The organism is Citrobacter cronae, from assembly GCF_016893685.1.
Classification (GTDB): domain Bacteria; phylum Pseudomonadota; class Gammaproteobacteria; order Enterobacterales; family Enterobacteriaceae; genus Citrobacter; species Citrobacter werkmanii.
The window spans coordinates 319,398-340,515 of sequence record NZ_CP069763.1 but is presented as its reverse complement, the minus strand read 5'-3'; the positions used below and the strand labels follow the sequence as shown (position 1 = coordinate 340,515).

The window sequence follows — 21,118 nt, the reverse complement described above, 5'->3', positions numbered from 1 at the left end:
TAAAATGTGACATAAGTCAGATAACTGCGTTCTGTCGCTGGACAATCATTCCTTTTATTCCGCGTTTCGCTTATTCTAGCTGAAGCGTTTCAGTCGATTAAATGTTCGACAATTAACCAATTAGTCGCAGTTTGCGACAGGTAAGGTTTCCCTGAGCGATTTGCTGCATTACTCTGTCTGCCACATCGTTTCTGAGAAATCCTTGCAGGAGACCTATGACCGTACGCGTAGCGATTAATGGTTTCGGTCGCATCGGACGCAACGTGGTTCGTGCTTTGTATGAATCCGGGCGTCGGGCGGAAATCACCGTGGTGGCAATCAACGAACTGGCGGATGCTGCAGGCATGGCGCATTTGTTGAAATATGACACCAGCCATGGGCGTTTTGCCTGGGATGTTCGTCAGGAACGTGACCAGCTCATCGTTGGTGATGACGCGATCCGCATTTTGCATGAGCGAACGCTCGACGCGCTGCCATGGCGTGAACTGGGTGTTGACGTTGTGCTGGATTGTACGGGCGTCTTCGGTAACCGCGAACACGGCGAGGCGCATATTGCCGCCGGTGCAAAAAAAGTGCTCTTTTCACATCCTGGCAGTCCCGACATCGACGCAACGGTTGTATTTGGCGTTAATCAGGATCAGCTGCGCGCTGAGCACCGAATTGTATCCAACGCCTCCTGCACCACGAATTGTATAATTCCCGTCATTAAATTGCTGGATGATGCTTACGGCATTGAGTCTGGTACCGTTACAACGATCCACTCTGCGATGCACGATCAGCAGGTGATTGATGCCTATCATCCTGACCTGCGTCGTACGCGAGCGGCCAGCCAGTCAATTATTCCGGTTGATACCAAACTGGCGGCGGGTATTACGCGAATTTTTCCGCAATTTAACGATCGTTTTGAAGCGATCGCGGTGCGTGTACCGACCATAAATGTGACGGCGATCGACTTAAGCGTGACGGTGAAAAAACCGGTAAAAGCCAGCGAAGTCAACCAGTTGCTGCAAAAAGCAGCACAAGGTGCATTTCATGGTATAGTTGACTATACGGAATTACCGTTGGTCTCTGTAGATTTTAACCATGACCCGCACAGCGCCATCGTTGATGGTACGCAAACGCGCGTGAGTGGTGCTCACCTGATCAAGACTCTGGTCTGGTGTGATAATGAATGGGGCTTTGCTAACCGTATGCTCGACACAACGTTAGCGATGGCTGCTATTGGTTTCAGGCTCGACGCTTGAGCGTCGACAAAACTTTAAGTATCAACGAGAGGATTCACCATGTCTGTAATTAAGATGACCGATCTGGATCTGGCTGGTAAACGCGTTTTTATCCGTGCCGACCTGAACGTACCAGTTAAAGAAGGGAAAGTAACCAGCGACGCGCGTATCCGTGCTTCCCTGCCGACCATCGAACTGGCCCTGAAGCAGGGTGCTAAAGTGATGGTAACTTCCCACCTGGGTCGTCCTACCGAAGGCGAGTACAACGAAGAATTCTCTCTGCTGCCGGTTGTTAACTACCTGAAAGACAAACTGTCTGCTCCGGTTCGCCTGGTAAAAGATTATCTGGACGGCGTTGAAGTCGCTGCCGGTGAGCTGGTGGTCCTGGAAAACGTTCGCTTCAACAAAGGCGAGAAGAAAGACGACGAAGCTCTGTCCAAAAAATATGCGGCGCTGTGCGACGTATTCGTCATGGATGCTTTCGGTACGGCTCACCGTGCGCAGGCTTCTACCCACGGTATCGGCAAATTCGCTGATGTAGCTTGCGCGGGTCCGCTGCTGGCTGCTGAGCTGGACGCGCTGGGCAAAGCGCTGAAAGAACCGGCTCGTCCGATGGTTGCTATCGTTGGTGGTTCTAAAGTTTCTACCAAACTGACCGTTCTGGACTCCCTGTCTAAAATCGCTGACCAGCTAATCGTTGGCGGCGGTATCGCGAACACCTTCGTTGCCGCTCAAGGCCACAACGTCGGTAAATCCCTGTACGAAGCCGACCTGGTTGACGAAGCTAAGCGTCTGCTGACCACTTGCGATATCCCGGTTCCGACCGACGTTCGCGTAGCGACTGAGTTCTCCGAAACTGCGCCGGCGACGCTGAAATCCGTTAGCGACGTGAAAGAAGACGAGCAGATCCTGGATATCGGCGACGCTTCTGCACAGCAGCTGGCTGAAATCCTGAAGAATGCGAAAACCATTCTGTGGAACGGCCCGGTTGGCGTGTTCGAATTCCCGAACTTCCGTAAAGGTACTGAAATCGTTGCTAACGCTATCGCAGACAGCGAAGCGTTCTCCATCGCGGGCGGCGGCGATACCCTGGCAGCAATCGACCTGTTCGGCATTGCTGACAAAATCTCCTACATCTCCACTGGCGGCGGCGCATTCCTCGAATTCGTGGAAGGTAAAGTATTGCCAGCAGTAGCGATGCTCGAAGAGCGCGCTAAAAAGTAAGCATTTAATGGGCAGGGTAACCTGCCCAATTATTAGCGCGCTTTAGAGCGCGCGCCCTTTCCAAGGCCGAAGATACAGGACTCGCAACATGTCTAAAATTTTTGATTTCGTAAAACCAGGCGTAATCACTGGTGATGACGTACAGAAAGTTTTCCAGGTAGCTAAAGAAAACAACTTTGCTCTGCCAGCTGTTAACTGCGTTGGTACCGACTCCATCAACGCCGTACTGGAAACCGCTGCAAAAGTTAAAGCGCCGGTAATCGTACAGTTCTCCAACGGTGGTGCTTCTTTCATCGCGGGTAAAGGCGTGAAGTCCGACGTGCCTCAGGGCGCTGCAATCCTGGGTGCTATCTCTGGCGCGCATCACGTTCACCAGATGGCTGAACACTACGGTGTTCCGGTTATCCTGCACACTGACCACTGCGCGAAGAAACTGCTGCCGTGGATCGACGGTCTGCTGGACGCGGGTGAAAAACACTTCGCAGCAACCGGCAAACCGCTGTTCTCTTCTCACATGATCGACCTGTCTGAAGAGTCTCTGGAAGAGAACATCGAAATCTGCTCCAAATACCTGGCGCGCATGTCCAAAATGGGCATGACCCTGGAAATCGAACTGGGTTGCACCGGTGGCGAAGAAGACGGCGTGGACAACAGCCACATGGACGCTTCCGCACTGTACACCCAGCCGGAAGACGTTGATTATGCGTACACCGAGCTGAGCAAAATCAGCCCGCGTTTCACCATCGCCGCTTCCTTCGGTAACGTACACGGCGTTTACAAGCCGGGTAACGTGGTTCTGACCCCGACCATCCTGCGCGACTCTCAGGACTATGTTTCTAAGAAACATAACCTGCCGCACAACAGCCTGAACTTCGTCTTCCACGGCGGTTCCGGTTCTACTGCTCAGGAAATCAAAGACTCCGTAAGCTACGGCGTAGTGAAAATGAACATCGATACCGATACCCAATGGGCGACCTGGGAAGGTGTTCTGAACTACTACAAAGCAAACGAAGCTTACCTGCAGGGCCAACTGGGTAACCCGAAAGGCGAAGATCAGCCGAACAAGAAATACTACGATCCGCGCGTTTGGCTGCGTGCTGGTCAGACAAGCATGATCACCCGTCTGGAACAGGCTTTCAAAGAACTGAACGCGGTTGACGTTCTGTAATTTACGCCGTTCTACGTGACATGAGGCCCGCCAATGCGGGCCTTTTTTATTGCCATTTCAACAGGCTGCTGGCAGAGATTTCTGTGATCTGTTTGGCAAAAATCAGGTTTATTGTTTACTCTTGTCAGATTGCCAGTCCCGGCGGGGCGGCTTTATTTTTTCCCATTTGGGTAAGCAAAAAAGGAATAGTGAATGGAAGATTTGAATGTTGTCGACAGCATAAACGGGGCGGGCACCTGGCTGGTCCGCAATCAGGAACTGCTGTTGAGCTATGCCGTCAACATCGTTGCGGCCATCGCCATTGTTATCATCGGTATGATTGTGGCGCGTATCGTATCAAACACCGTTAATCGTCTGATGGTGTCGCGGAAAATTGATGCAACGGTTGCCGATTTTCTCTCCGCACTGGTGCGCTACGGTATTATCGCGTTCACGCTGATTGCCGCGCTGGGCCGCGTTGGGGTGCAAACCGCCTCCGTGATCGCCGTTCTCGGTGCCGCAGGTTTAGCCGTGGGTCTGGCGCTGCAAGGTTCGCTGTCCAACCTTGCCGCAGGCGTGCTGTTGGTGATGTTCCGTCCGTTCCGCGCGGGTGAGTATGTAGACCTCGGCGGCGTAGCGGGAACCGTACTTAACGTGCAGATTTTCTCTACCACCATGCGTACCGTAGACGGTAAGATTGTGGTGATCCCAAACGGAAAAATCATTGCCGGGAACATCATTAACTTCTCTCGCGAACCGGTTCGCCGTAACGAATTCATTATCGGCGTGGCCTACGATTCCGATATCGATCAGGTGAAGAAAATCCTCACCGATATCATCCAATCCGACGAGCGTATCCTTAAAGATCGTGAAATGACGGTGCGCCTGAATGAACTGGGCGCTTCTTCGATTAATTTCGTTGTACGCGTCTGGAGCAACAGCAGCGATCTGCAAAGCGTCTATTGGGACGTACTGGAGCGTATTAAGCGCGAGTTTGACGCCAACGGCATCAGCTTCCCGTATCCGCAGATGGATGTGAACTTCAAGCGTGTGAAAGAGAACGCGGCAGAGTAATCTTTTTCTGCACCACGGTGCCGGATGGCGCTTCGCTTATCCGGCCTGGTCAGATTTCTATACTGTAGGCCGGAGAAGGCGTTAGCTGCTATCCGGCAAAATATCCTCTCATTAATTTCTCTAATCTACGATTAATATTATCAATTTCCGCTAATGATTCTCCCGCGCTATAGTCTGCTCCTAAGAGAAATAGTTCGGGATGAGTAACGTGTTATCTTATTATTTTCAAGGGCTTGCGCTTGGCGCGGCCATGATACTGCCGCTTGGTCCGCAAAACGCCTTTGTAATGAATCAGGGCATTCGTCGCCAGTATCACATCATGATTGCATTACTCTGTGCCATCAGCGATCTGGTGCTGATTTGCGCGGGGATTTTTGGCGGTAGCGCCTTGCTGATGCAGTCACCGTGGCTGATGGCGCTGGTCACCTGGGGGGGAGTGGCGTTTCTACTCTGGTACGGTTTCGGTGCGTTAAAAACGGCGATGAGCAGTAATCTGGAACTGGCCAGCGCTGAAGTAATGAAGCAGGGGCGCTGGAAAATCATCGCCACTATGCTGGCGGTGACCTGGCTTAACCCACACGTTTATCTGGATACCTTTGTGGTGTTGGGGAGTCTCGGAGGCCAACTGGACGTTGAACCTAAGCGCTGGTTTGCGCTGGGTACCGTCAGCGCCTCGTTCCTGTGGTTCTTTGGTCTGGCATTGCTGGCGGCCTGGCTGGCGCCGCGTCTGCGCACTGCTAAAGCACAGCGCGTCATCAATATCTTAGTAGGATTAGTGATGTGGTTTATCGCTTTTCAGCTGGCAAAAGAAGGTGTTACGCATGTTCATGCGCTGTTCAACTAAGTGTTGTCTGATGGACAACGCAGCGAGATCGGCTAAGCTTGCCTGCATGTGCCCTGAGTTTCGGGGTAATTAATGAAACATGGAGGAACGACCGTGAAGTTCAAAATAATGGCCCTGGCGGCATTAGTCGGATTCAGCGCACTATCGGTACAGGCAAATGAGCTGCCAAACGGACCGCACATCGTGACTTCCGGAACGGCAAGCGTGGATGCAACGCCTGATATCGCCACCCTGGCGATTGAAGTCAATGTTGCTGCGAAGGATGCGGCTTCAGCGAAGAAGCAAGCCGATGAGCGCGTGGCGCAATATCTGTCCTTCCTTGAGCAGAATCAGATAGCGAAGAAAGACATTAGCGCTGCCAACCTGCGCACGCAGCCGGACTACGATTACCAGAACGGCAAAAGCATCCTCAAAGGTTATCGTGCGGTGCGTACCGTTGAAGTGACGCTGCGTCAGTTGGACAAACTCAACGCTCTGCTTGATGGCGCGCTAAAGGCTGGTCTGAATGAGATCCGTTCGGTATCGCTTGGCGTCGCCCAACCGGATGCCTACAAAGATAAGGCGCGTAAAGCGGCAATTGATGATGCAATTCATCAGGCTGAACAGCTGGCGGCAGGCTTTAACAGCAAACTGGGACCCGTTTATAGTGTGCGCTACCACGTGTCCAATTATCAGCCGAGCCCGATGGTACGGATGATGAAAGCAGATGCAGCGCCTGCGGCATCCGCTCAGGAAACCTACGAACAGCCGGTTATCCAGTTTGACGATCAGGTTGATGTGGTCTTCCAGATTGAACCGACTGCGGGGCAGCCGGCAGCAACACCTGCCAAAACCCAGTAATCTTTTCAAACCCGGCCTTCCAGCCGGGTTTTTTCTGTGAGCAACTGTAAAAATGAGATCTCACATCCAGTCTTTTTTTTCGCCGTAATGAGGATAGGCCATAGCGATTTTTAAGGGGACGCTATGGATATTTTTATCTCGAAAAAGATGCGTAATTTCATTCTGCTGGCGCAAACCAATAACATCGCCAGAGCGGCAGAAAAAATCCATATGACCGCATCGCCTTTCGGTAAAAGCATTGCTGCACTGGAAGATCAAATCGGCTATACGCTGTTTACCCGCAAAGATAACAACATCAGCCTGAATAAAGCCGGGCAGGAGCTCTATCAGAAACTGTTCCCTGTTTATCAGCGTCTCTCTGCTATTGATAACGAAATCCATAACGCCTCTCGCCGCTCGCGAGAAATCGTCATCGGCATCGACAATACCTATCCAACGATTATTTTCGACCAGTTGATTAGCCTTGGCGACAAGTACGATGGTGTGACGGCTCAGGCCATTGAATTCAGCGAGAATGGGGTGATCGATAACCTGTTCGATCGGAAACTGGATTTTATTATCTCACCGCAGCACGTTTCCCCTCGCGTGCAGGAACTGGAAAATCTGGCGATTAGCGAGTTGTCTCCGCTGCGTCTGGGGTTTCTCGTTTCCCGGCGCTACGAAGAAAAACAGCCGCATGAGCTGCTACGTGAGCTGCCATGGCTGCAAATGCGCTTCCAGAATCGCGCCAACTTTGAGGCGATGCTCGATGCTTACATGCGGCCCTGCGGAATTCATCCGACGATTATCTACCGCCCGTACAGCTTTATGGCCAAGATTAGCGCGGTGGAGCGTGGGCAGTTTTTGACGGTGATCCCCCATTTTGCCTGGCGGCTGGTTAACCCCTCGACGTTGAAATATTTTGATGCGCCCGGCAGCCCTATGTATATGCAGGAATTTCTCTATTCGCTGAAAAACCATCGTTATACCGCCACGATGCTTCAGCATATTGCTGAAGATCGTGAGGGTACGGCAAGTTAAACGAGCATCGATCCGGTTTCGATCAGGTTACGATGCAGATCGAACGCATGGCTGAGATCGTGATGGATATGCCCGCCGGGCGCTCGCTCCAGATAACGGTGCAGGTAGTCCCGATACAGAGGATGCGCACAGTTATCGATAATCGTGTGCGCCCGCTGCATCGGAGATAACCCACGCAGATCGGCAATTCCCTGTTCGGTAACGATCACTTTGACGCTATGTTCGCTGTGATCGACATGGCTGCACATCGGTACGATGGTGGAGATTTTCCCGCCTTTGGCAATCGACGGCGCCATAAAGATCGACAGGTAGGCGTTGCGCTCGAAATCACCGCTGCCGCCAATGCCATTCATCAGGTTCACACCTGCTACGTGTGTGGAATTGGCATGACCGTAGATGTCAAACTCCAGACCGACATTGAGCGCAATGACGCCCAGCCGACGAATGATTTCCGGGTTATTGGAAATCTCCTGCGGGCGCAGCACAATCCGGCTGGCGAAGAAGTCCATGTTGTCATAAATCTTCTGCAGCGATGGGGCTGAAATGGTCAAACTGGAGGCGCTGGCGCCGGTTATCTTGCCCGTTTCCAGCAGATGCACCACAGATTCTTGCAACACCTCGGAATACATCATAAAGGGTGGAATATCCGGGTTCTCGCCCAGTCGCGCCATTACCGCGTTGTTGATATTGCCCACGCCGCTTTGTAAGGGCAGGAATTCCGCTGGGATGCGTTTGTGCGCCATTTCCGCCAGCAGAAATGTCACCACGTTATCGGCAATTTGCTGGCTGACCGGGTTGCTTTTATCCGCGGCATTTCCGGCATCGGGTAGTTCGGTATCCACGACCGCGATAATTTTTTTCGGGTCTATCTGCACACACTGGCTGCCCACGCGATCCATGGTGTGAAAAATCGGTACGCTGTTTCGCCGCGGCGGCGCGCCGGGTATCACAATGTCGGCAAACTCCGCCACGCGCGGGTTATGGTAATGATTCAGTTCGATAATCACCTTTTTCGCCCGCAGCAGCCAGGTCGGCGCGTTGCCGATGCCGCTGGAAAGCCAAATCCGACCATCTGGCGCAATGGCGGAGGCTTCAATGACGGCAACATCGATCTCGCCAAAAAAGCCATAATTGACCATTTGCGCCACTTCGCTCAAATGGAGATCGACAAACCTCACCTGACCCTGATTAATTTTCTCGCGCAGGCCCGATGATGTTTGATAGGGAGCCCGCCAGGAAACGGCATCCGCCGCGGATAACGCATCATCAGCGGCAGCGCCAATTGAAGCTCCTGTCAGCAGGCGGATTTGAAAAGGTTGCCCGACCTGATGCCGTTCGCAGGCGAGTTGAGCAATTGCGTTAGGTAATGCTTTTGGCGAACCCGCAGGGGTAAAGCCGCTGAATGCCACCATATCGTCGTGCTGGATAATTTCTGCCGCTTCTTCGGCACTCATCCGTTTCATGGCCGTCTCCTTCCTCGGGCGTGATTAATGGCCGACAAAATTGGGTTTACGTTTTTCCATAAACGCGTTCATCCCTTCCTGATAATCCTCGCTGTCGTACACCGCGCGGCGCATGCCCTGAATACGCTCAAATTCGTCTGAGTTCATGGTGTGCGCTTCGCCCAGCACGCGCAGTTCTTCTTTAATGACGGCGATGGCCAGCGGCGCTTTCTCCGAGATGTGGTGCGCCATTTGCAGAGTGAAATCCTCCAGTTCGTCGACAGGAACCACATGGTTGAGGATCCCGACGGCCATCGCACGCTGAGCGGTAATCGGCGAGGCGGTAAAGATCAGCTCTTTCACGATGTGGAATCCAGCATCGCGGGTCAGGTTGTGGATGCCGACCAGGTTATACGGTACCCCGAGGTTGACCGGTGTCATCGAGAAGGTAGAGGTTTCAGCGGCGATGATGAGATCGGAACTCATGATCATCTCAAACGCGCCGCCCCAGACGCTGCCTTCGACCATGGAGATCACTGGTTTTGGATATTTTTGGATCATGCGGGTGATCTGGCGCAGCGGATCGTCATAGGAGAGCGGATCGCGACGTCCGGAGGGGAGTTCATGAATATCATGTCCGGCAGAGAACACTTTGGCCCCGCTCGGGGCGCGCAAAATGATGCAGCGAATTTCCGCACGATTAAGATCGCTCAGCGCCTGCATCAGATCGTCGATAAACACTTTGCTCAGCGCATTGAGCTTGCGGGCGTAATTGAACTCAATGACCGCGACTTTCTGGATGATGACTACGTTGACGTATTGATAAGACATAATGTTCTCTTTATTCAAAGTAATGATGCTGGATAAATTCACTGATGTGACGCAAACCGGTACGCGGCGAAAGGTCGTTATTTTTGACGGCCTGCAGTGTCTGCTGGAAATAACGGTCGAAATCAGTCCGGGTAAACAGCAGATGCAAAGCTTCTTCTTCAGCCTGCTTGTGTAACCAGTCCACCGCTTGCTGCTGGCGGACTTTTTCCAGTCGACCGCTGACGGTAAGGCACGTTTTAAAGTCAGTTATCGCCTGCCAAATCTCCTCGATGCCACGTTTTTCCAGAGCGCTACAGGCCAGAACCTGCGGCTGCCACTCGTCATACTTGCGGCGCAGAATATGCAGGGCGGATTCGTACATATGGCGGGCGATGGCAACCTGGTTACGGTTATCACCGTCGTCCTTGTTGATGACGACCAGATCCGCCATCTCCATCAGGCCCTTTTTGATGCCCTGCAAATCGTCGCCACCGCCGGCAATTTGCAGTGAGATAAAGCAATCCACCATGCCGGCGACTTCAGTTTCTGACTGCCCGACGCCGACGGTTTCCACAATCACCACCTCAAAGCCCGCCGCCTCGCACAACAGCATTAATTCACGAGCACGCTGGCTGGCGCCGCCTAAATGACCGCTGGAAGGAACCGGGCGAATAAATGCCGATTCTGCGCGGGACAGTTCCGTCATCCGGGTTTTATCGCCAAGAATGCTGCCGCCGCTAACGGGACTACTGGGATCGACCGCAATCACTGCCACCCGTAATCCCCGACGGATCAACAGCATACCGAACGCCTCCAGAAAGGTGCTTTTGCCCGCGCCCGGCGTGCCAGTGATGCCCAGACGCAGCGCGTTACCGGTGAACGGCATTATCGCGTCCAGCAATTGCGTACTCAGTGGCTGGTGGCGCGGGTGGCTGCTCTCAACCAGCGTCATAGCCTGGGCAAGCGTGGCCCGTTCACCGCGCCGCAAGCGTCGGACGGCATCGTCAAGCGTGGCGGCGTTAATCATGATGCTGGCTGATCCGGGTCAATACATCGCGGACGCTGTCGAGCATTGGCGTGCCGGGGCCATAAATGGCTGCCACGCCATGCTCGTACAGGAAGGCGTAGTCCTGTGGTGGTATCACACCGCCTGCCACCACGCAGATATCTGCGCGTCCCCAGCCTTTGAGCGCCGTGACCAGTTCAGGGATCAGCGTCTTATGCCCGGCAGCCAGTGACGATGCGCCTATGACATGTACATCGTTTTCTACCGCCAGACGGGCGATCTCTTCTGGCGTGGAGAACATCGGACTGAGATCGACGTCGAAGCCGAGATCGGAGTAGGCGCTGGCGATCACTTTCGCGCCGCGATCGTGACCATCCTGGCCCATCTTGGCGATCAGGATCCGAGGTCGGCGACCATTTTCCGCGAGGAACTGTTCGGTTTGCGCAACAATGGCGTCGAACTCATTGGCGGATTTGTCGGACTGGTGATAGCTTTGCGCAATCACGCCGGTGACGCACTGGCTGGGCACCAGATAGCGGTCAAAAGCGGCTTCCAGCGCGTCGGAGATCTCACCGAGCGTGGCGCGAACGCGGGCGGCGTTAACGGCGGCGGCCAGCAGATTTTCATTATGCTGCGCGGCGTGGGTCAGCGCCGTCAGCGCGGCGTTGACGGCATCATTGTCGCGAGTTGCGCGGATATGCTGCAACGAAGCAATCTGTTCGTTGCGCACCTTCACGTTGTCGATTTCCAGTACCGACGTTTCGTCTTCTTTATCCAGCTTGTACTTGTTCACGCCAACGATGACGCGTTTGCCCTGGTCGATCAGCGACTGCTCGCGCGCCGAAGCTTCTTCGATCATCCGTTTGGGGAGTCCAGCTTCAATCGCCTTCGCCATGCCGCCCGCTTCATCAATTTGTTTAATGATCGTGCGCGCCTGCTTCACGATTTGATCGGTCAATGACTCCACGTAGTACGATCCGGCCAGCGGATCGACGGTGCGGCAGATCTCTGACTCTTCCTGGATGATGATCTGCGTATTACGCGCGATGCGGGCGGAGAAATCGGTGGGCAGACCGAGCGCTTCATCAAAGGCGTTGGTATGCAGAGACTGGGTACCGCCAAGCGTGGCGCCGAGTGCTTCAATGGTTGTGCGGATCACGTTGTTGTAGGGATCCTGTTCGGTCAGACTCCAGCCGGAGGTCTGGCAGTGGGTACGCAGAGCGAGAGATTTCGGGTTGGTTGCGCCAAAACCGCTGACGGCTTCACTCCACAAATAGCGAGCCGCGCGCAGCATGGCGACGTTCATAAACAGATCCATGCCGATACCGAAGAAGAATGACAGACGCGGGGCGAAGTCATCAATTTTCAGCCCGGCAGACAGTGCGGCTTTGATGTACTCAATGCCGTCAGCCAGCGTAAACGCTACCTGCTGGACGCAGTTCGCTCCGGCTTCCCCCATGTGATAACCGCTGATACTGATGGTGTTATAGCGCGGCATATTGGCGGAGCACCAGGCGATGATGTCGGCGATGATGCGCATTGAAGGTTTTGGTGGATAGATGTAGGTGTTGCGGCACAGATACTCTTTCAGAATATCGTTCTGAATGGTCCCGGTGAGCTGTTCCGGCGTTACGCCTTGCTCCTCAGCCGCGACGATATAAAACGCCAGGACCGGCAGCACCGCGCCGTTCATCGTCATCGACACCGACATCTTATCCAGCGGGATCTGATCAAACAGCACCTTCATATCTTCGACGGTATCGATCGCCACGCCCGCTTTGCCGACATCGCCCGCCACGCGCGGGTTGTCAGAGTCATAGCCGCGGTGGGTGGCAAGGTCAAAGGCAACGGAAAGTCCTTTTTGTCCGGCGGCGAGGTTGCGACGGTAAAAGGCGTTGGATTCTTTGGCGGTAGAGAAACCGGCATACTGGCGGATGGTCCACGGCTGCGCGGTATACATGGTGGCGCGTGGGCCGCGCACGTAAGGCGGCAGGCCGGGCAGGGTGCCCGTGACTTCCAGATTATCGAGGTCAGCCTCGGTGTACAGCGGCTTGATGACAATCCCTTCCGCCGTCTGTCTTTCCAGCGACTCAACGGTTTTTTCCCGTCGACTGAGTTCTTTATTGGCAAGTGTTTGCCACTCTTGCACGTTAGCCATTTTTTGCTCCGTATTACGCAATAAGTTGAATCTTTACGAGATACGGTGAGCTTTTTCATTTGGCTTGTCGCCAGCAAAAAATAGCCAACAGGGCGTCGTTTTTTGCCGCGTGGTATGTTTTATTTTGTGATGTATTTCAAAGACGTGGCGGGAATAACATGAAAAAGCGGTAAGAGGGGGTAGGCCGGATAAGGCGTTACGCCGCCATCCGGCACTCAGAGGCTACAAACAGTTTAATCCTGACGCAGTACGTTGTGACCGTAAGCCAGCAGCGCGTCGGTAACGTTGCGCATCATGCGGCTTTCCGGCGCAAAACGGTGCCAGTACAACATCCGACGCTGGAACAGGCCCGGCGTCAAGTCGATGAGCTCACCGCTTTCCAGCTCTTTTTCTATCTGTAAGTGCGGGATCATGCAGCAGGTCGTGCCCTGACGGGCCAACTGGACGAAGGCTTCTGATGAGTTAACGATATGGCAAGGCACGCTGCCTGGCGGCAGATCGAAGTTTTGTTGCAGGAACGCCTGATGCATATCATCAAGATGGTCAAACGCGACCGCCGGGGCTTTCAGCAGGGCAGAGCGAGTGACGCCGTTCGGGAAATAGCGCTCGGCGAACGCTTTTGAACCCACAAACAGGTAATCCAGCGCGCCAAGTTTATCCACCAGACAGCTTGGCAGCGCCTGATGTTGAATACTCACCGCACCGACCACTTCACCACGGCGCAGACGTTCCTGCGTGCGCGTTTCATCCTCAACCTGCAGGTTCAGGCGAATCGGCGAATTAGCCAGTACCGGGGCCAGCGCCGGAAGCAACCAGGTTGCCAGACTGTCGGCGTTCACCGCCAGCGAAAGCAGCAGCGGCGTGGAGCCAGTTTGCTCATCACCCAGCCACTCATCTTCCAGCAGTTCAACCTGGCGTAAGAGCGCCAGGAGTTTCTGCCCTTGTTCAGTCGGGCGAGGCGGTACGGTACGCACCAGCAGCGGCTGTCCGAACATATTCTCAAGCTGTTTTATGCGCTGTGAAACGGCGGATTGCGTGATGCACAGCTTTTGCGCCGCGCGCTCAAATCCTCGTTCACGAATAACCGCATCCAGTGCTTGTAGTGTTCTGTAGTCCGGACGTTTCATTGCTTTGGCGCACTCCTGAAATTTTTGCTTGTTCTGCACTATGACACAAATTTTGGTTGGGTAAAGACGAAATCAGCCACCCGGGAGCGGGTGTGGGGACATTTTTCTGCACAATGTTCTATAATGCGCGTGAATTTTCCCACCATATTCACACCACAGGCGAAACGATCATGACGCAGGATGAACTGAAAAAAGCAGTAGGATGGGCGGCACTTCAGTATGTACAGCCCGGTACCATTGTGGGCGTAGGTACAGGTTCAACAGCCGCACACTTTATTGATGCGCTGGGCACAATGAAAGGTCAGATTGAAGGCGCGGTGTCCAGTTCTGACGCCTCGACCGAAAAACTCAAAAGCCTTGGCATCCACGTGTTCGATCTTAACGAAGTGGACAGCCTCGGCGTCTACGTTGACGGCGCAGATGAAATCAACGGCCATATGCAGATGATTAAAGGCGGTGGCGCAGCGTTGACCCGTGAAAAAATCATTGCTTCTGTGGCGAAGAAATTTATTTGCATCGCTGACGCGTCCAAAGAAGTCGATATTCTCGGTAACTTCCCGTTGCCGGTAGAAGTTATCCCAATGGCGCGTAGCGCAGTGGCTCGCCAGTTGGTGAAGCTGGGCGGTCGCCCTGAATACCGTCAGGGCGTGGTAACTGACAATGGTAACGTGATCCTTGACGTGCATGGTCTGGAAATCCTCGATGCTATCGCGCTGGAAAACGCCATTAATGCGATTCCGGGCGTGGTAACCGTAGGTTTGTTCGCTAACCGTGGTGCGGATGTCGCGCTGATCGGTACCCCAGACGGCGTGAAAACTATCGTAAAATGATCTGATGGGAGCGTCTTCTCCCGTTAAAAAAATTTTGGCAGGGCAAATTTGGTGACTTGTGTCACGTTTACAATATTGCCCTGCCGATCTCTCCAAAGAAAAAGTTATCGCCAGTATTTTCCTCTGACATTTCCCGCTGAATGACATTTCCTCAGCATGACGACGCAAACGTTCATATTGCTGCAATATTATTTTTTGATATGTTGAAGAGGCGGATGAAAATCCCACACACAACACATCAGATTGGACAAAAAAGACAGGGTCGGGGAAATGGCAAAGGTATCACTGGAGAAAGATAAGATTAAATTTCTGCTGGTAGAAGGCGTGCACCAAAAAGCACTCGAGAGCCTTCGTGCAGCAGGTTATACCAACATCGAGTTTCACAAAGGCGCTCTGGACACCGAACAATTGAAAGAGTCCATCCGTGATGCTCACTTCATTGGCCTGCGATCCCGTACCCATCTGACTGAAGATGTAATTGCCGCCGCAGAAAAACTGGTCGCGATTGGTTGCTTCTGCATCGGCACCAACCAGGTTGATCTTAGCGCTGCGGCAAAGCGCGGGATCCCGGTGTTTAACGCGCCATTCTCTAACACACGTTCCGTTGCTGAACTGGTGATTGGCGAACTGCTGCTACTGCTACGCGGTGTACCAGAAGCGAACGCCAAAGCGCACCGCGGCGTGTGGAATAAACTGGCTACTGGCTCTTTTGAAGCGCGCGGCAAAAAACTGGGGATCATCGGCTACGGGCACATTGGTACTCAGTTAGGCATTCTGGCGGAATCGCTGGGGATGCATGTCTATTTCTATGATATTGAAAATAAACTTCCGCTGGGTAACGCCACGCAGGTTCAGCATCTTTCCGATCTGCTCAATATGAGCGACGTGGTGAGCCTGCACGTGCCGGAAAATGCCTCTACCAAAAACCTGATGGGCGCGCGTGAGATTTCGCTGATGAAACCGGGCGCTCTGCTGATTAACGCCGCACGCGGTACGGTGGTTGATATTCCTGCGTTGTGCGACGCGTTAGCGACCAAACATCTTGCAGGGGCGGCAATTGACGTGTTCCCAACCGAACCGGCAACGAACAGCGATCCGTTCACTTCGCCGCTGTGTGATTTCGACAACGTGATCCTGACGCCGCATATTGGTGGTTCCACGCTGGAAGCACAGGAAAATATCGGTCTGGAAGTGGCGGGGAAACTGATCAAGTATTCCGACAACGGCTCCACGCTGTCTGCGGTTAACTTCCCGGAAGTTTCGCTGCCGCTGCACGGAGGTCGTCGTCTAATGCACATTCACGAAAACCGTCCTGGCGTTCTGACCGCGCTGAACCAGATTTTTGCCGAGCAGGGCGTCAACATTGCCGCGCAGTACCTGCAGACTTCCGCGCAGGTAGGTTATGTGGTCATCGATATTGAAGCGGATGAAGATGTGGCGGAAAAAGCGCTGCTGGCGATGAAAGCCCTTCCGGGAACCATTCGCGCCCGTCTGCTGTACTAATTTCCTCTAAATGGGCAGGCGATGACCTGCCCATCTTTCCTCTGATTTCCCTGCCTCAAAATTTCTTTCTGTAACGCATACATTCTGTTTTCGAGCCTTGCCGCAATTGGCAACTAAAGGCAGTGCTGCGTGTTGTACAGCACTAAAAGAAATTTACGATAGGGGCTCAGCATCGCGCTGAAACGGGAAAGCCCCTACCGAAGCAGGGGCTCTAAAAAGGAAAGGGACGATGATGAGATACGTCATCATGCTGCTGATCCTGTTAATCATCGCTTGCCCAGCATATTAACAGAGAGTACGCAGGAGGGAGGTTCGCCTCCCTCACCCTTCACCGAGGAATTTAGGTCAAAAAAACGGCGCTGTCAATCGGCAAAAAACGGCTACCACTGCCAAATTTTGGACGGCGTTACCACCGCAGGCAGTGGGATATCCCACTCTTCGACAGGCAGCTTTTCCACTAACTGGCAATCATGCGCGTAGCCCACGGGCTGGATCTTATGCTGCTGCCAGTTTTGCAACGTACGGTCATAAAATCCGCCGCCCATGCCCAGGCGCTGCCCGTCTTCATCAAACGCGACTAACGGCGTAACCAGTACATCCAGCTTTGCCAGCGGCAATACGTCGCGGACATCAAGTCGCGGCTCCTGGATCTTTAAGCGGTTGGTCACCAGCGCACTCTGCGGATGATAGTGCAGGAACAGCAGGTTGCCAGGGCTGAAGGGATGAAGAACCGGAAGGTAGACGCGCTTACCCGCTCGCCACAGCTGTTCGATCAGCGGTTGGGTGTCGAGTTCGCCATCGAAAGAGAGAAACACCGCTACGGTATGGGCAAGAACAACAGGGGGAAAACTGAGCATTCTGGTCGCGGCTTGCTGACCAAATTGTTGTTGCTGATCGCTGGTAAGCGCACGGCGACGCTGACGAATCAGTGTGCGTATTTCTTGTCGGGATAAAGGGAGTTCAGAAAGTAGTGTCATGGCTGTTGCCAGGTAGAAGGGAATCTCCGAGATGCCGCCGCAGGCTGTAACCCTTGAACCCTTGGTTCAAGGTGAATGTGTCGTCACAGTTTTAAGGCTTCTCGGACGGGCCGAGCATGCTCACCAACCGTGGAGCGCCACATTCTTGTGGTATGAAATATCGGCTCAGGGGACTGGCCCGCTTGCAAACATCTCAGAGAAATTTTGTCTTCACGGTCACTCTACCACAGTAAACCGAAAAGTGTTATTCAAAGTTTTGGCCCGTTTTTTCGGTTATGCGACCCTGATCAAGCAACGCTTGTTCGATGGTCTGTTGCAGCATCCGAATACGTTGTTCCATGCTCGCCGCGTACTCACGCGTCTTCGCTTTTTCCTGAGTTAATTCATAGCTGATGTTCAACGCGGCGATGAAAACCAACTGCTCAGTATTTGTGACTCTAGTGCGAACTTTCAGATCTTGCAATCGCTGATTGAGATCGTCCGCAGCCTGATTCAACGCATCCCTTTGTTCAGGCGGGCAATTCACTCGCAGTGAACGGCCAAATATTTGGATATCGACGGGTTGTGCAGACATGCCACCTTCCTGCTGATTGACTGCGCTGCCTTCGTCTCCAGACCTTGGGTCCGCGAAGGGGCGACACTATAGCTACCCTGGTATCAAGATACAAGCCCTTTTCTGGTCCACCAGGGTCCAAAGTGGTAGCATATCATGAATATTCCTCCCTTTGATGACGAATGCTTATGTCTATACAGAACGAAATGCCTGGCTACAGCGAAGTTAGCCAGTTTTTGAACCAACAAGGGGCTGGATTAACCCCGGCCGAAATGCACGGCTTAATCAGCGGGATAATTTGTGGCGGTAACAACGACAGCTCATGGCAGCCGCTGTTGCACGACCTGACGAACGAAGGTCTGGCCTTTGGTCACGAGCTGGCTCAGGCGCTGCTGAAAATGCACTCTGCTACCAGCGATGCCCTTGAGGACGACGGCTTCCTTTTTCAGCTTTTTCTGCCTGAAGGTGATGACGTCAGCGTATTCGATCGCGCCGATGCGCTGGCTGGCTGGGTAAACCACTTCCTGCTGGGCCTCGGCGTCACGCAGCCTAAGCTCGACAAAGTGACCGGCGAAACCGGTGAAGCGATTGACGACCTGCGCAATATCGCCCAGTTGGGCTATGACGAAGACGAAGATCAGGAAGAGCTGGAAATGTCGCTCGAAGAGATCATCGAATACGTGCGTGTAGCCGCCTTGCTGTGCCATGACACGTTTACGCGTCAGCAGCCGACTGCGCCGGAAGTCCGTAAACCGACTCTGCACTAAATACAACAACGCCAAGGAGAGTGTTATGAGTGAGATATCTCAGCAAGAATTCCAGCGTCGTCGTCAGGCTTTGCTGGCACAAATGCAGCCCGGCAGCGCCGCGCTGATTTTTGCCGCGCCGGAAGCGACGCGCAGCGCGGACAGTGAATACCCGTACCGCCAGAACAGTGATTTCTGGTATTTCACCGGCTTTAACGAGCCTGAAGCCGTGCTGGTGCTGATTAAAAGTGATGATACTCATAACCACAGCGTTTTGTTCAACCGGGTTCGCGATCTGACGGCGGAGATCTGGTTTGGCCGCCGTCTGGGCCAGGATGCCGCGCCGGCAAAACTCGGCGTTGACCGGGCGCTGGCCTTCAGTGAAATCAACCAACAGCTGCACTTGCTGCTCAATGGCCTGGACGCGGTGTATCACGCACAGGGCGAATACGCTTGGGCGGACGAAATTGTCTGCACGGCGCTGGATAAACTACGCAAAGGTTCCAGACAAAATCTGCACGCGCCTGGCGCGATCATCGACTGGCGTCCGATGGTGCATGAAATGCGCCTGTTCAAATCACCAGAAGAGATTGCGATCATGCGCCGTGCCGGAGAGATCACCGCCCTGGCGCATACCCGCGCGATGGAAAAATGCCGTCCGGGGATGTTTGAATACCAACTGGAAGGGGAGATTCACCACGAATTTACCCGCCACGGCGCGCGTTATCCGTCCTATAACACCATTGTCGGAAGCGGTGAAAACGGCTGTATCCTGCATTACACCGAAAATGAAAGTGAAATGCGCGATGGCGACCTGGTGCTGATTGACGCTGGCTGTGAATACAAAGGCTATGCGGGCGACATTACGCGTACTTTTCCGGTTAATGGCAAATTTACCCCCGCGCAGCGCGAAATCTACGATATCGTGCTGGAATCCTTAGAGACCAGCCTACGTCTGTATCGCCCCGGAACTTCCATTCAGGACGTCACCGGTGAAGTTGTGCGCATCATGATTACCGGTCTGGTGAAGCTTGGCATATTGCGCGGTGACGTCGACCAGTTAATTACCGAGAATGCGCACCGGCCATACTTTATGCATGGCCTTAGCCACTGGCTGGGGCTGGATGTGCACGATGTTGGCGTTTATGGTCAGGATCGTTCGCGTATCCTTGAGCCAGGAATGGTGCTGACCGTCGAGCCAGGGTTATATATCGCGCCGGATGCCGATGTACCGGCTGCTTATCGGGGCATTGGCATTCGTATAGAAGATGACATCCTTATCACCGAAGACGGTAATGAAAATCTGACCGCCAGCGTGGTGAAGAAAGCGGATGATATTGAAGCCTTAATGGCTGCGGCGCGACTGCAATGAGCGTAATTATCGTTGGTGGTGGCATGGTCGGCGCGACGCTGGCGCTGGCCATTTCCCAGCTTAGTCATGGGACGCTGCCAGTTCATCTGATAGAAGCGAGCGAACCTGAAACTGACCGTCATCCTGGGTTTGACGCCCGGGCGATTGCGCTGGCGGCAGGAACCTGTCAGCAGCTGGCGCGAATTGGCGTGTGGCAGGCGATTGCCGATTGCGCAACGGCAATCAAAACGGTCCACGTCAGCGATCGCGGCCATGCCGGATTTGTTACGCTGGATGCGCAGGAATATCGTCTCCCGGCGCTGGGTCAGGTGGTGGAACTCCACGATGTTGGGCTGCGTCTGTTTGCGCTACTGCGTAAAGCGCCGGGCGTCACGCTGCATTGTCCCGATCGCGTAGCCAGCGTGTCGCGTACGCAGGGCCATGTTGAGGTCACACTGGAAAATGGCGAGGCCATTACCGGTCGCGTGGTGGTCGCCGCTGACGGTACACGTTCCGCGCTGGCTACCGCCTGCGGCGTGGACTGGCTGCAGCAGCCTTATGAACAACTGGCGGTAATCGCCAATGTCTCGACCTCCGTTCCCCACGATGGGCGCGCGTTTGAACGTTTCACGCAGTATGGCCCGCTGGCAATGCTCCCGATGTCTGATGGTCGCTGCTCGCTGGTGTGGTGCCATCCGCTGGATCAGCGCGATGAGATCATGGCCTGGTCCGACGAACGGTTTTGCCGTGAATTGCAAACCGCGTTTGGCTGGCGGCTGGGACGTATTACCCAGGCCGGTAAACGCAGCGCTTATCCGCTGTCATTAACCACTGCGCTGAAGGCGATTACCCATCGTACCGTGCTGGTGGGGAACGCCGCTCAGACGCTACATCCCATTGCCGGACAAGGTTTCAACCTTGGTCTGCGCGACGTAATGAGCCTGGCTGAGACGTTAACTCAGGCGCAAAACTGCGCGGAAGATATTGGTGATTACGCAGTGCTGGCACGCTATCAGCAACGTCGTGAGCGCGATCGCGAAACGACAATTGGCGTAACCAACAATCTGGTGTATCTGTTTGCCAACCGCTGGGCCCCGCTGGTTGTTGGGCGAAATGCCGGGCTGATGGCGATGGAGTTATTCACACCCGCGCGCGATGCGCTGGCGGAGCGGACCCTGGGTTGGGTTGCGCGATAAATATGGCCTGTAGGCCGGATGGCGGCGYAAACGCCTTATCCGGCCTA

Annotated in this window: 19 protein-coding genes and 1 other RNA gene; 12 read left to right on the top strand and 8 right to left on the bottom strand. The window is 54.0% G+C overall.

The annotated features are described in order from the left end of the window. Positions 1-215: 215 nt before the first annotated feature. The 7 genes from epd (at position 216) to srsR (ending at position 7,372) form a co-directional block, all read left to right on the top strand. Positions 216-1,244, top strand: a complete 1,029-nt coding sequence (gene epd / locus JSN25_RS01525; RefSeq protein WP_038633548.1) for an erythrose-4-phosphate dehydrogenase — start codon at positions 216-218, stop codon at positions 1,242-1,244. A 39-nt stretch (positions 1,245-1,283) separates the two neighbouring features. Next, positions 1,284-2,447 carry a phosphoglycerate kinase gene (gene pgk / locus JSN25_RS01520; RefSeq protein ID WP_006686863.1) on the top strand — a complete coding sequence of 388 codons (1,164 nt, stop codon included), beginning with the start codon at positions 1,284-1,286 and terminating at the stop codon, positions 2,445-2,447. An 88-nt stretch (positions 2,448-2,535) separates the two neighbouring features. Beyond that, positions 2,536-3,615, top strand: coding sequence for a class II fructose-bisphosphate aldolase (gene fbaA, locus JSN25_RS01515; RefSeq protein WP_038633542.1), 1,080 nt, complete (start codon positions 2,536-2,538; stop codon positions 3,613-3,615). 192 nt (positions 3,616-3,807) lie between these two features. Continuing rightward, the gene (locus JSN25_RS01510) at positions 3,808-4,668 is read left to right on the top strand and encodes a small-conductance mechanosensitive channel MscS (protein ID WP_038633539.1); all 861 of its coding nucleotides are present in this window, start codon (positions 3,808-3,810) and stop codon (positions 4,666-4,668) included. Positions 4,669-4,876: 208 nt separating this feature from the next. After that, positions 4,877-5,512 (top strand): arginine exporter ArgO, encoded by a 636-nt coding sequence (argO, locus tag JSN25_RS01505; RefSeq protein ID WP_137347584.1) that lies wholly within the window; start codon positions 4,877-4,879, stop codon positions 5,510-5,512. Between the two features lie 93 nt (positions 5,513-5,605). Beyond that, positions 5,606-6,352 (top strand): oxidative stress defense protein, encoded by a 747-nt coding sequence (locus JSN25_RS01500; RefSeq protein WP_003027002.1) that lies wholly within the window; start codon positions 5,606-5,608, stop codon positions 6,350-6,352. A 123-nt stretch (positions 6,353-6,475) separates the two neighbouring features. Then, positions 6,476-7,372: a LysR family transcriptional regulator SrsR gene (srsR, locus tag JSN25_RS01495; protein WP_038633537.1), complete on the top strand. Its 897-nt coding sequence runs from the start codon at positions 6,476-6,478 to the stop codon at positions 7,370-7,372. Here srsR and JSN25_RS01490 read toward each other — a convergent pair. From JSN25_RS01490 to argP, 5 genes are all read right to left on the bottom strand, one after another. After that, a complete protein-coding gene (locus JSN25_RS01490) occupies positions 7,369-8,835 on the bottom strand; it encodes an acetyl-CoA hydrolase/transferase family protein (protein WP_038633535.1) in 1,467 nt (488 codons plus the stop codon). The genes srsR and JSN25_RS01490 overlap by 4 nt on opposite strands. A gap of 24 nt (positions 8,836-8,859) precedes the next feature. After that, complete coding sequence (gene scpB, locus JSN25_RS01485; RefSeq protein WP_038633533.1) at positions 8,860-9,645, bottom strand: methylmalonyl-CoA decarboxylase; 786 nt, start codon at positions 9,643-9,645, stop codon at positions 8,860-8,862. Between the two features lie 10 nt (positions 9,646-9,655). After that, positions 9,656-10,651 carry a methylmalonyl Co-A mutase-associated GTPase MeaB gene (meaB, locus tag JSN25_RS01480; protein WP_137347451.1) on the bottom strand — a complete coding sequence of 332 codons (996 nt, stop codon included), beginning with the start codon at positions 10,649-10,651 and terminating at the stop codon, positions 9,656-9,658. Continuing rightward, positions 10,644-12,788, bottom strand: a complete 2,145-nt coding sequence (gene scpA / locus JSN25_RS01475) for a methylmalonyl-CoA mutase (protein WP_069324812.1) — start codon at positions 12,786-12,788, stop codon at positions 10,644-10,646. Before scpA ends, meaB begins: the two co-directional genes overlap by 8 nt. Positions 12,789-13,021: 233 nt before the next feature. Continuing rightward, complete coding sequence (gene argP, locus JSN25_RS01470) at positions 13,022-13,915, bottom strand: DNA-binding transcriptional regulator ArgP (RefSeq protein WP_032940465.1); 894 nt, start codon at positions 13,913-13,915, stop codon at positions 13,022-13,024. A 170-nt stretch (positions 13,916-14,085) separates the two neighbouring features. Here argP and rpiA point away from each other — a divergent pair, with 170 nt between their 5' ends. Together rpiA and serA are read left to right on the top strand one after the other, a co-directional pair. Then, entirely contained in the window at positions 14,086-14,745 is a 660-nt protein-coding gene (rpiA, locus tag JSN25_RS01465) for a ribose-5-phosphate isomerase RpiA (RefSeq protein ID WP_016154364.1), read from the top strand. A 270-nt stretch (positions 14,746-15,015) separates the two neighbouring features. Beyond that, the gene (serA, locus tag JSN25_RS01460; protein ID WP_006686878.1) at positions 15,016-16,248 is read left to right on the top strand and encodes a phosphoglycerate dehydrogenase; all 1,233 of its coding nucleotides are present in this window, start codon (positions 15,016-15,018) and stop codon (positions 16,246-16,248) included. A gap of 380 nt (positions 16,249-16,628) precedes the next feature. Here the strand turns inward: serA and JSN25_RS01455 are convergent, their stop codons facing one another. The 3 genes from JSN25_RS01455 to zapA form a co-directional block, all read right to left on the bottom strand. Next, positions 16,629-17,225: a 5-formyltetrahydrofolate cyclo-ligase gene (locus JSN25_RS01455; RefSeq protein ID WP_038633522.1), complete on the bottom strand. Its 597-nt coding sequence runs from the start codon at positions 17,223-17,225 to the stop codon at positions 16,629-16,631. A gap of 19 nt (positions 17,226-17,244) precedes the next feature. Continuing rightward, positions 17,245-17,428: non-coding RNA, 6S RNA (ssrS, locus tag JSN25_RS01450), on the bottom strand. Positions 17,429-17,469: 41 nt separating this feature from the next. Next, positions 17,470-17,799 (bottom strand): cell division protein ZapA, encoded by a 330-nt coding sequence (zapA, locus tag JSN25_RS01445; RefSeq protein ID WP_003026980.1) that lies wholly within the window; start codon positions 17,797-17,799, stop codon positions 17,470-17,472. Positions 17,800-17,966: 167 nt separating this feature from the next. Here zapA and JSN25_RS01440 point away from each other — a divergent pair, with 167 nt between their 5' ends. The 3 genes from JSN25_RS01440 to ubiH are packed head-to-tail and all read left to right on the top strand — an operon-like array spanning position 17,967 to position 21,071. Beyond that, on the top strand, positions 17,967-18,545 hold the full coding sequence (locus JSN25_RS01440) for a YecA/YgfB family protein (RefSeq protein ID WP_087856780.1): 579 nt from the start codon (positions 17,967-17,969) through the stop codon (positions 18,543-18,545). Between the two features lie 25 nt (positions 18,546-18,570). Next, entirely contained in the window at positions 18,571-19,896 is a 1,326-nt protein-coding gene (gene pepP, locus JSN25_RS01435) for a Xaa-Pro aminopeptidase (RefSeq protein ID WP_085048758.1), read from the top strand. After that, positions 19,893-21,071 carry a 2-octaprenyl-6-methoxyphenyl hydroxylase gene (gene ubiH / locus JSN25_RS01430; protein WP_204525402.1) on the top strand — a complete coding sequence of 393 codons (1,179 nt, stop codon included), beginning with the start codon at positions 19,893-19,895 and terminating at the stop codon, positions 21,069-21,071. Before pepP ends, ubiH begins: the two co-directional genes overlap by 4 nt. Positions 21,072-21,118 lie beyond the last annotated feature (47 nt).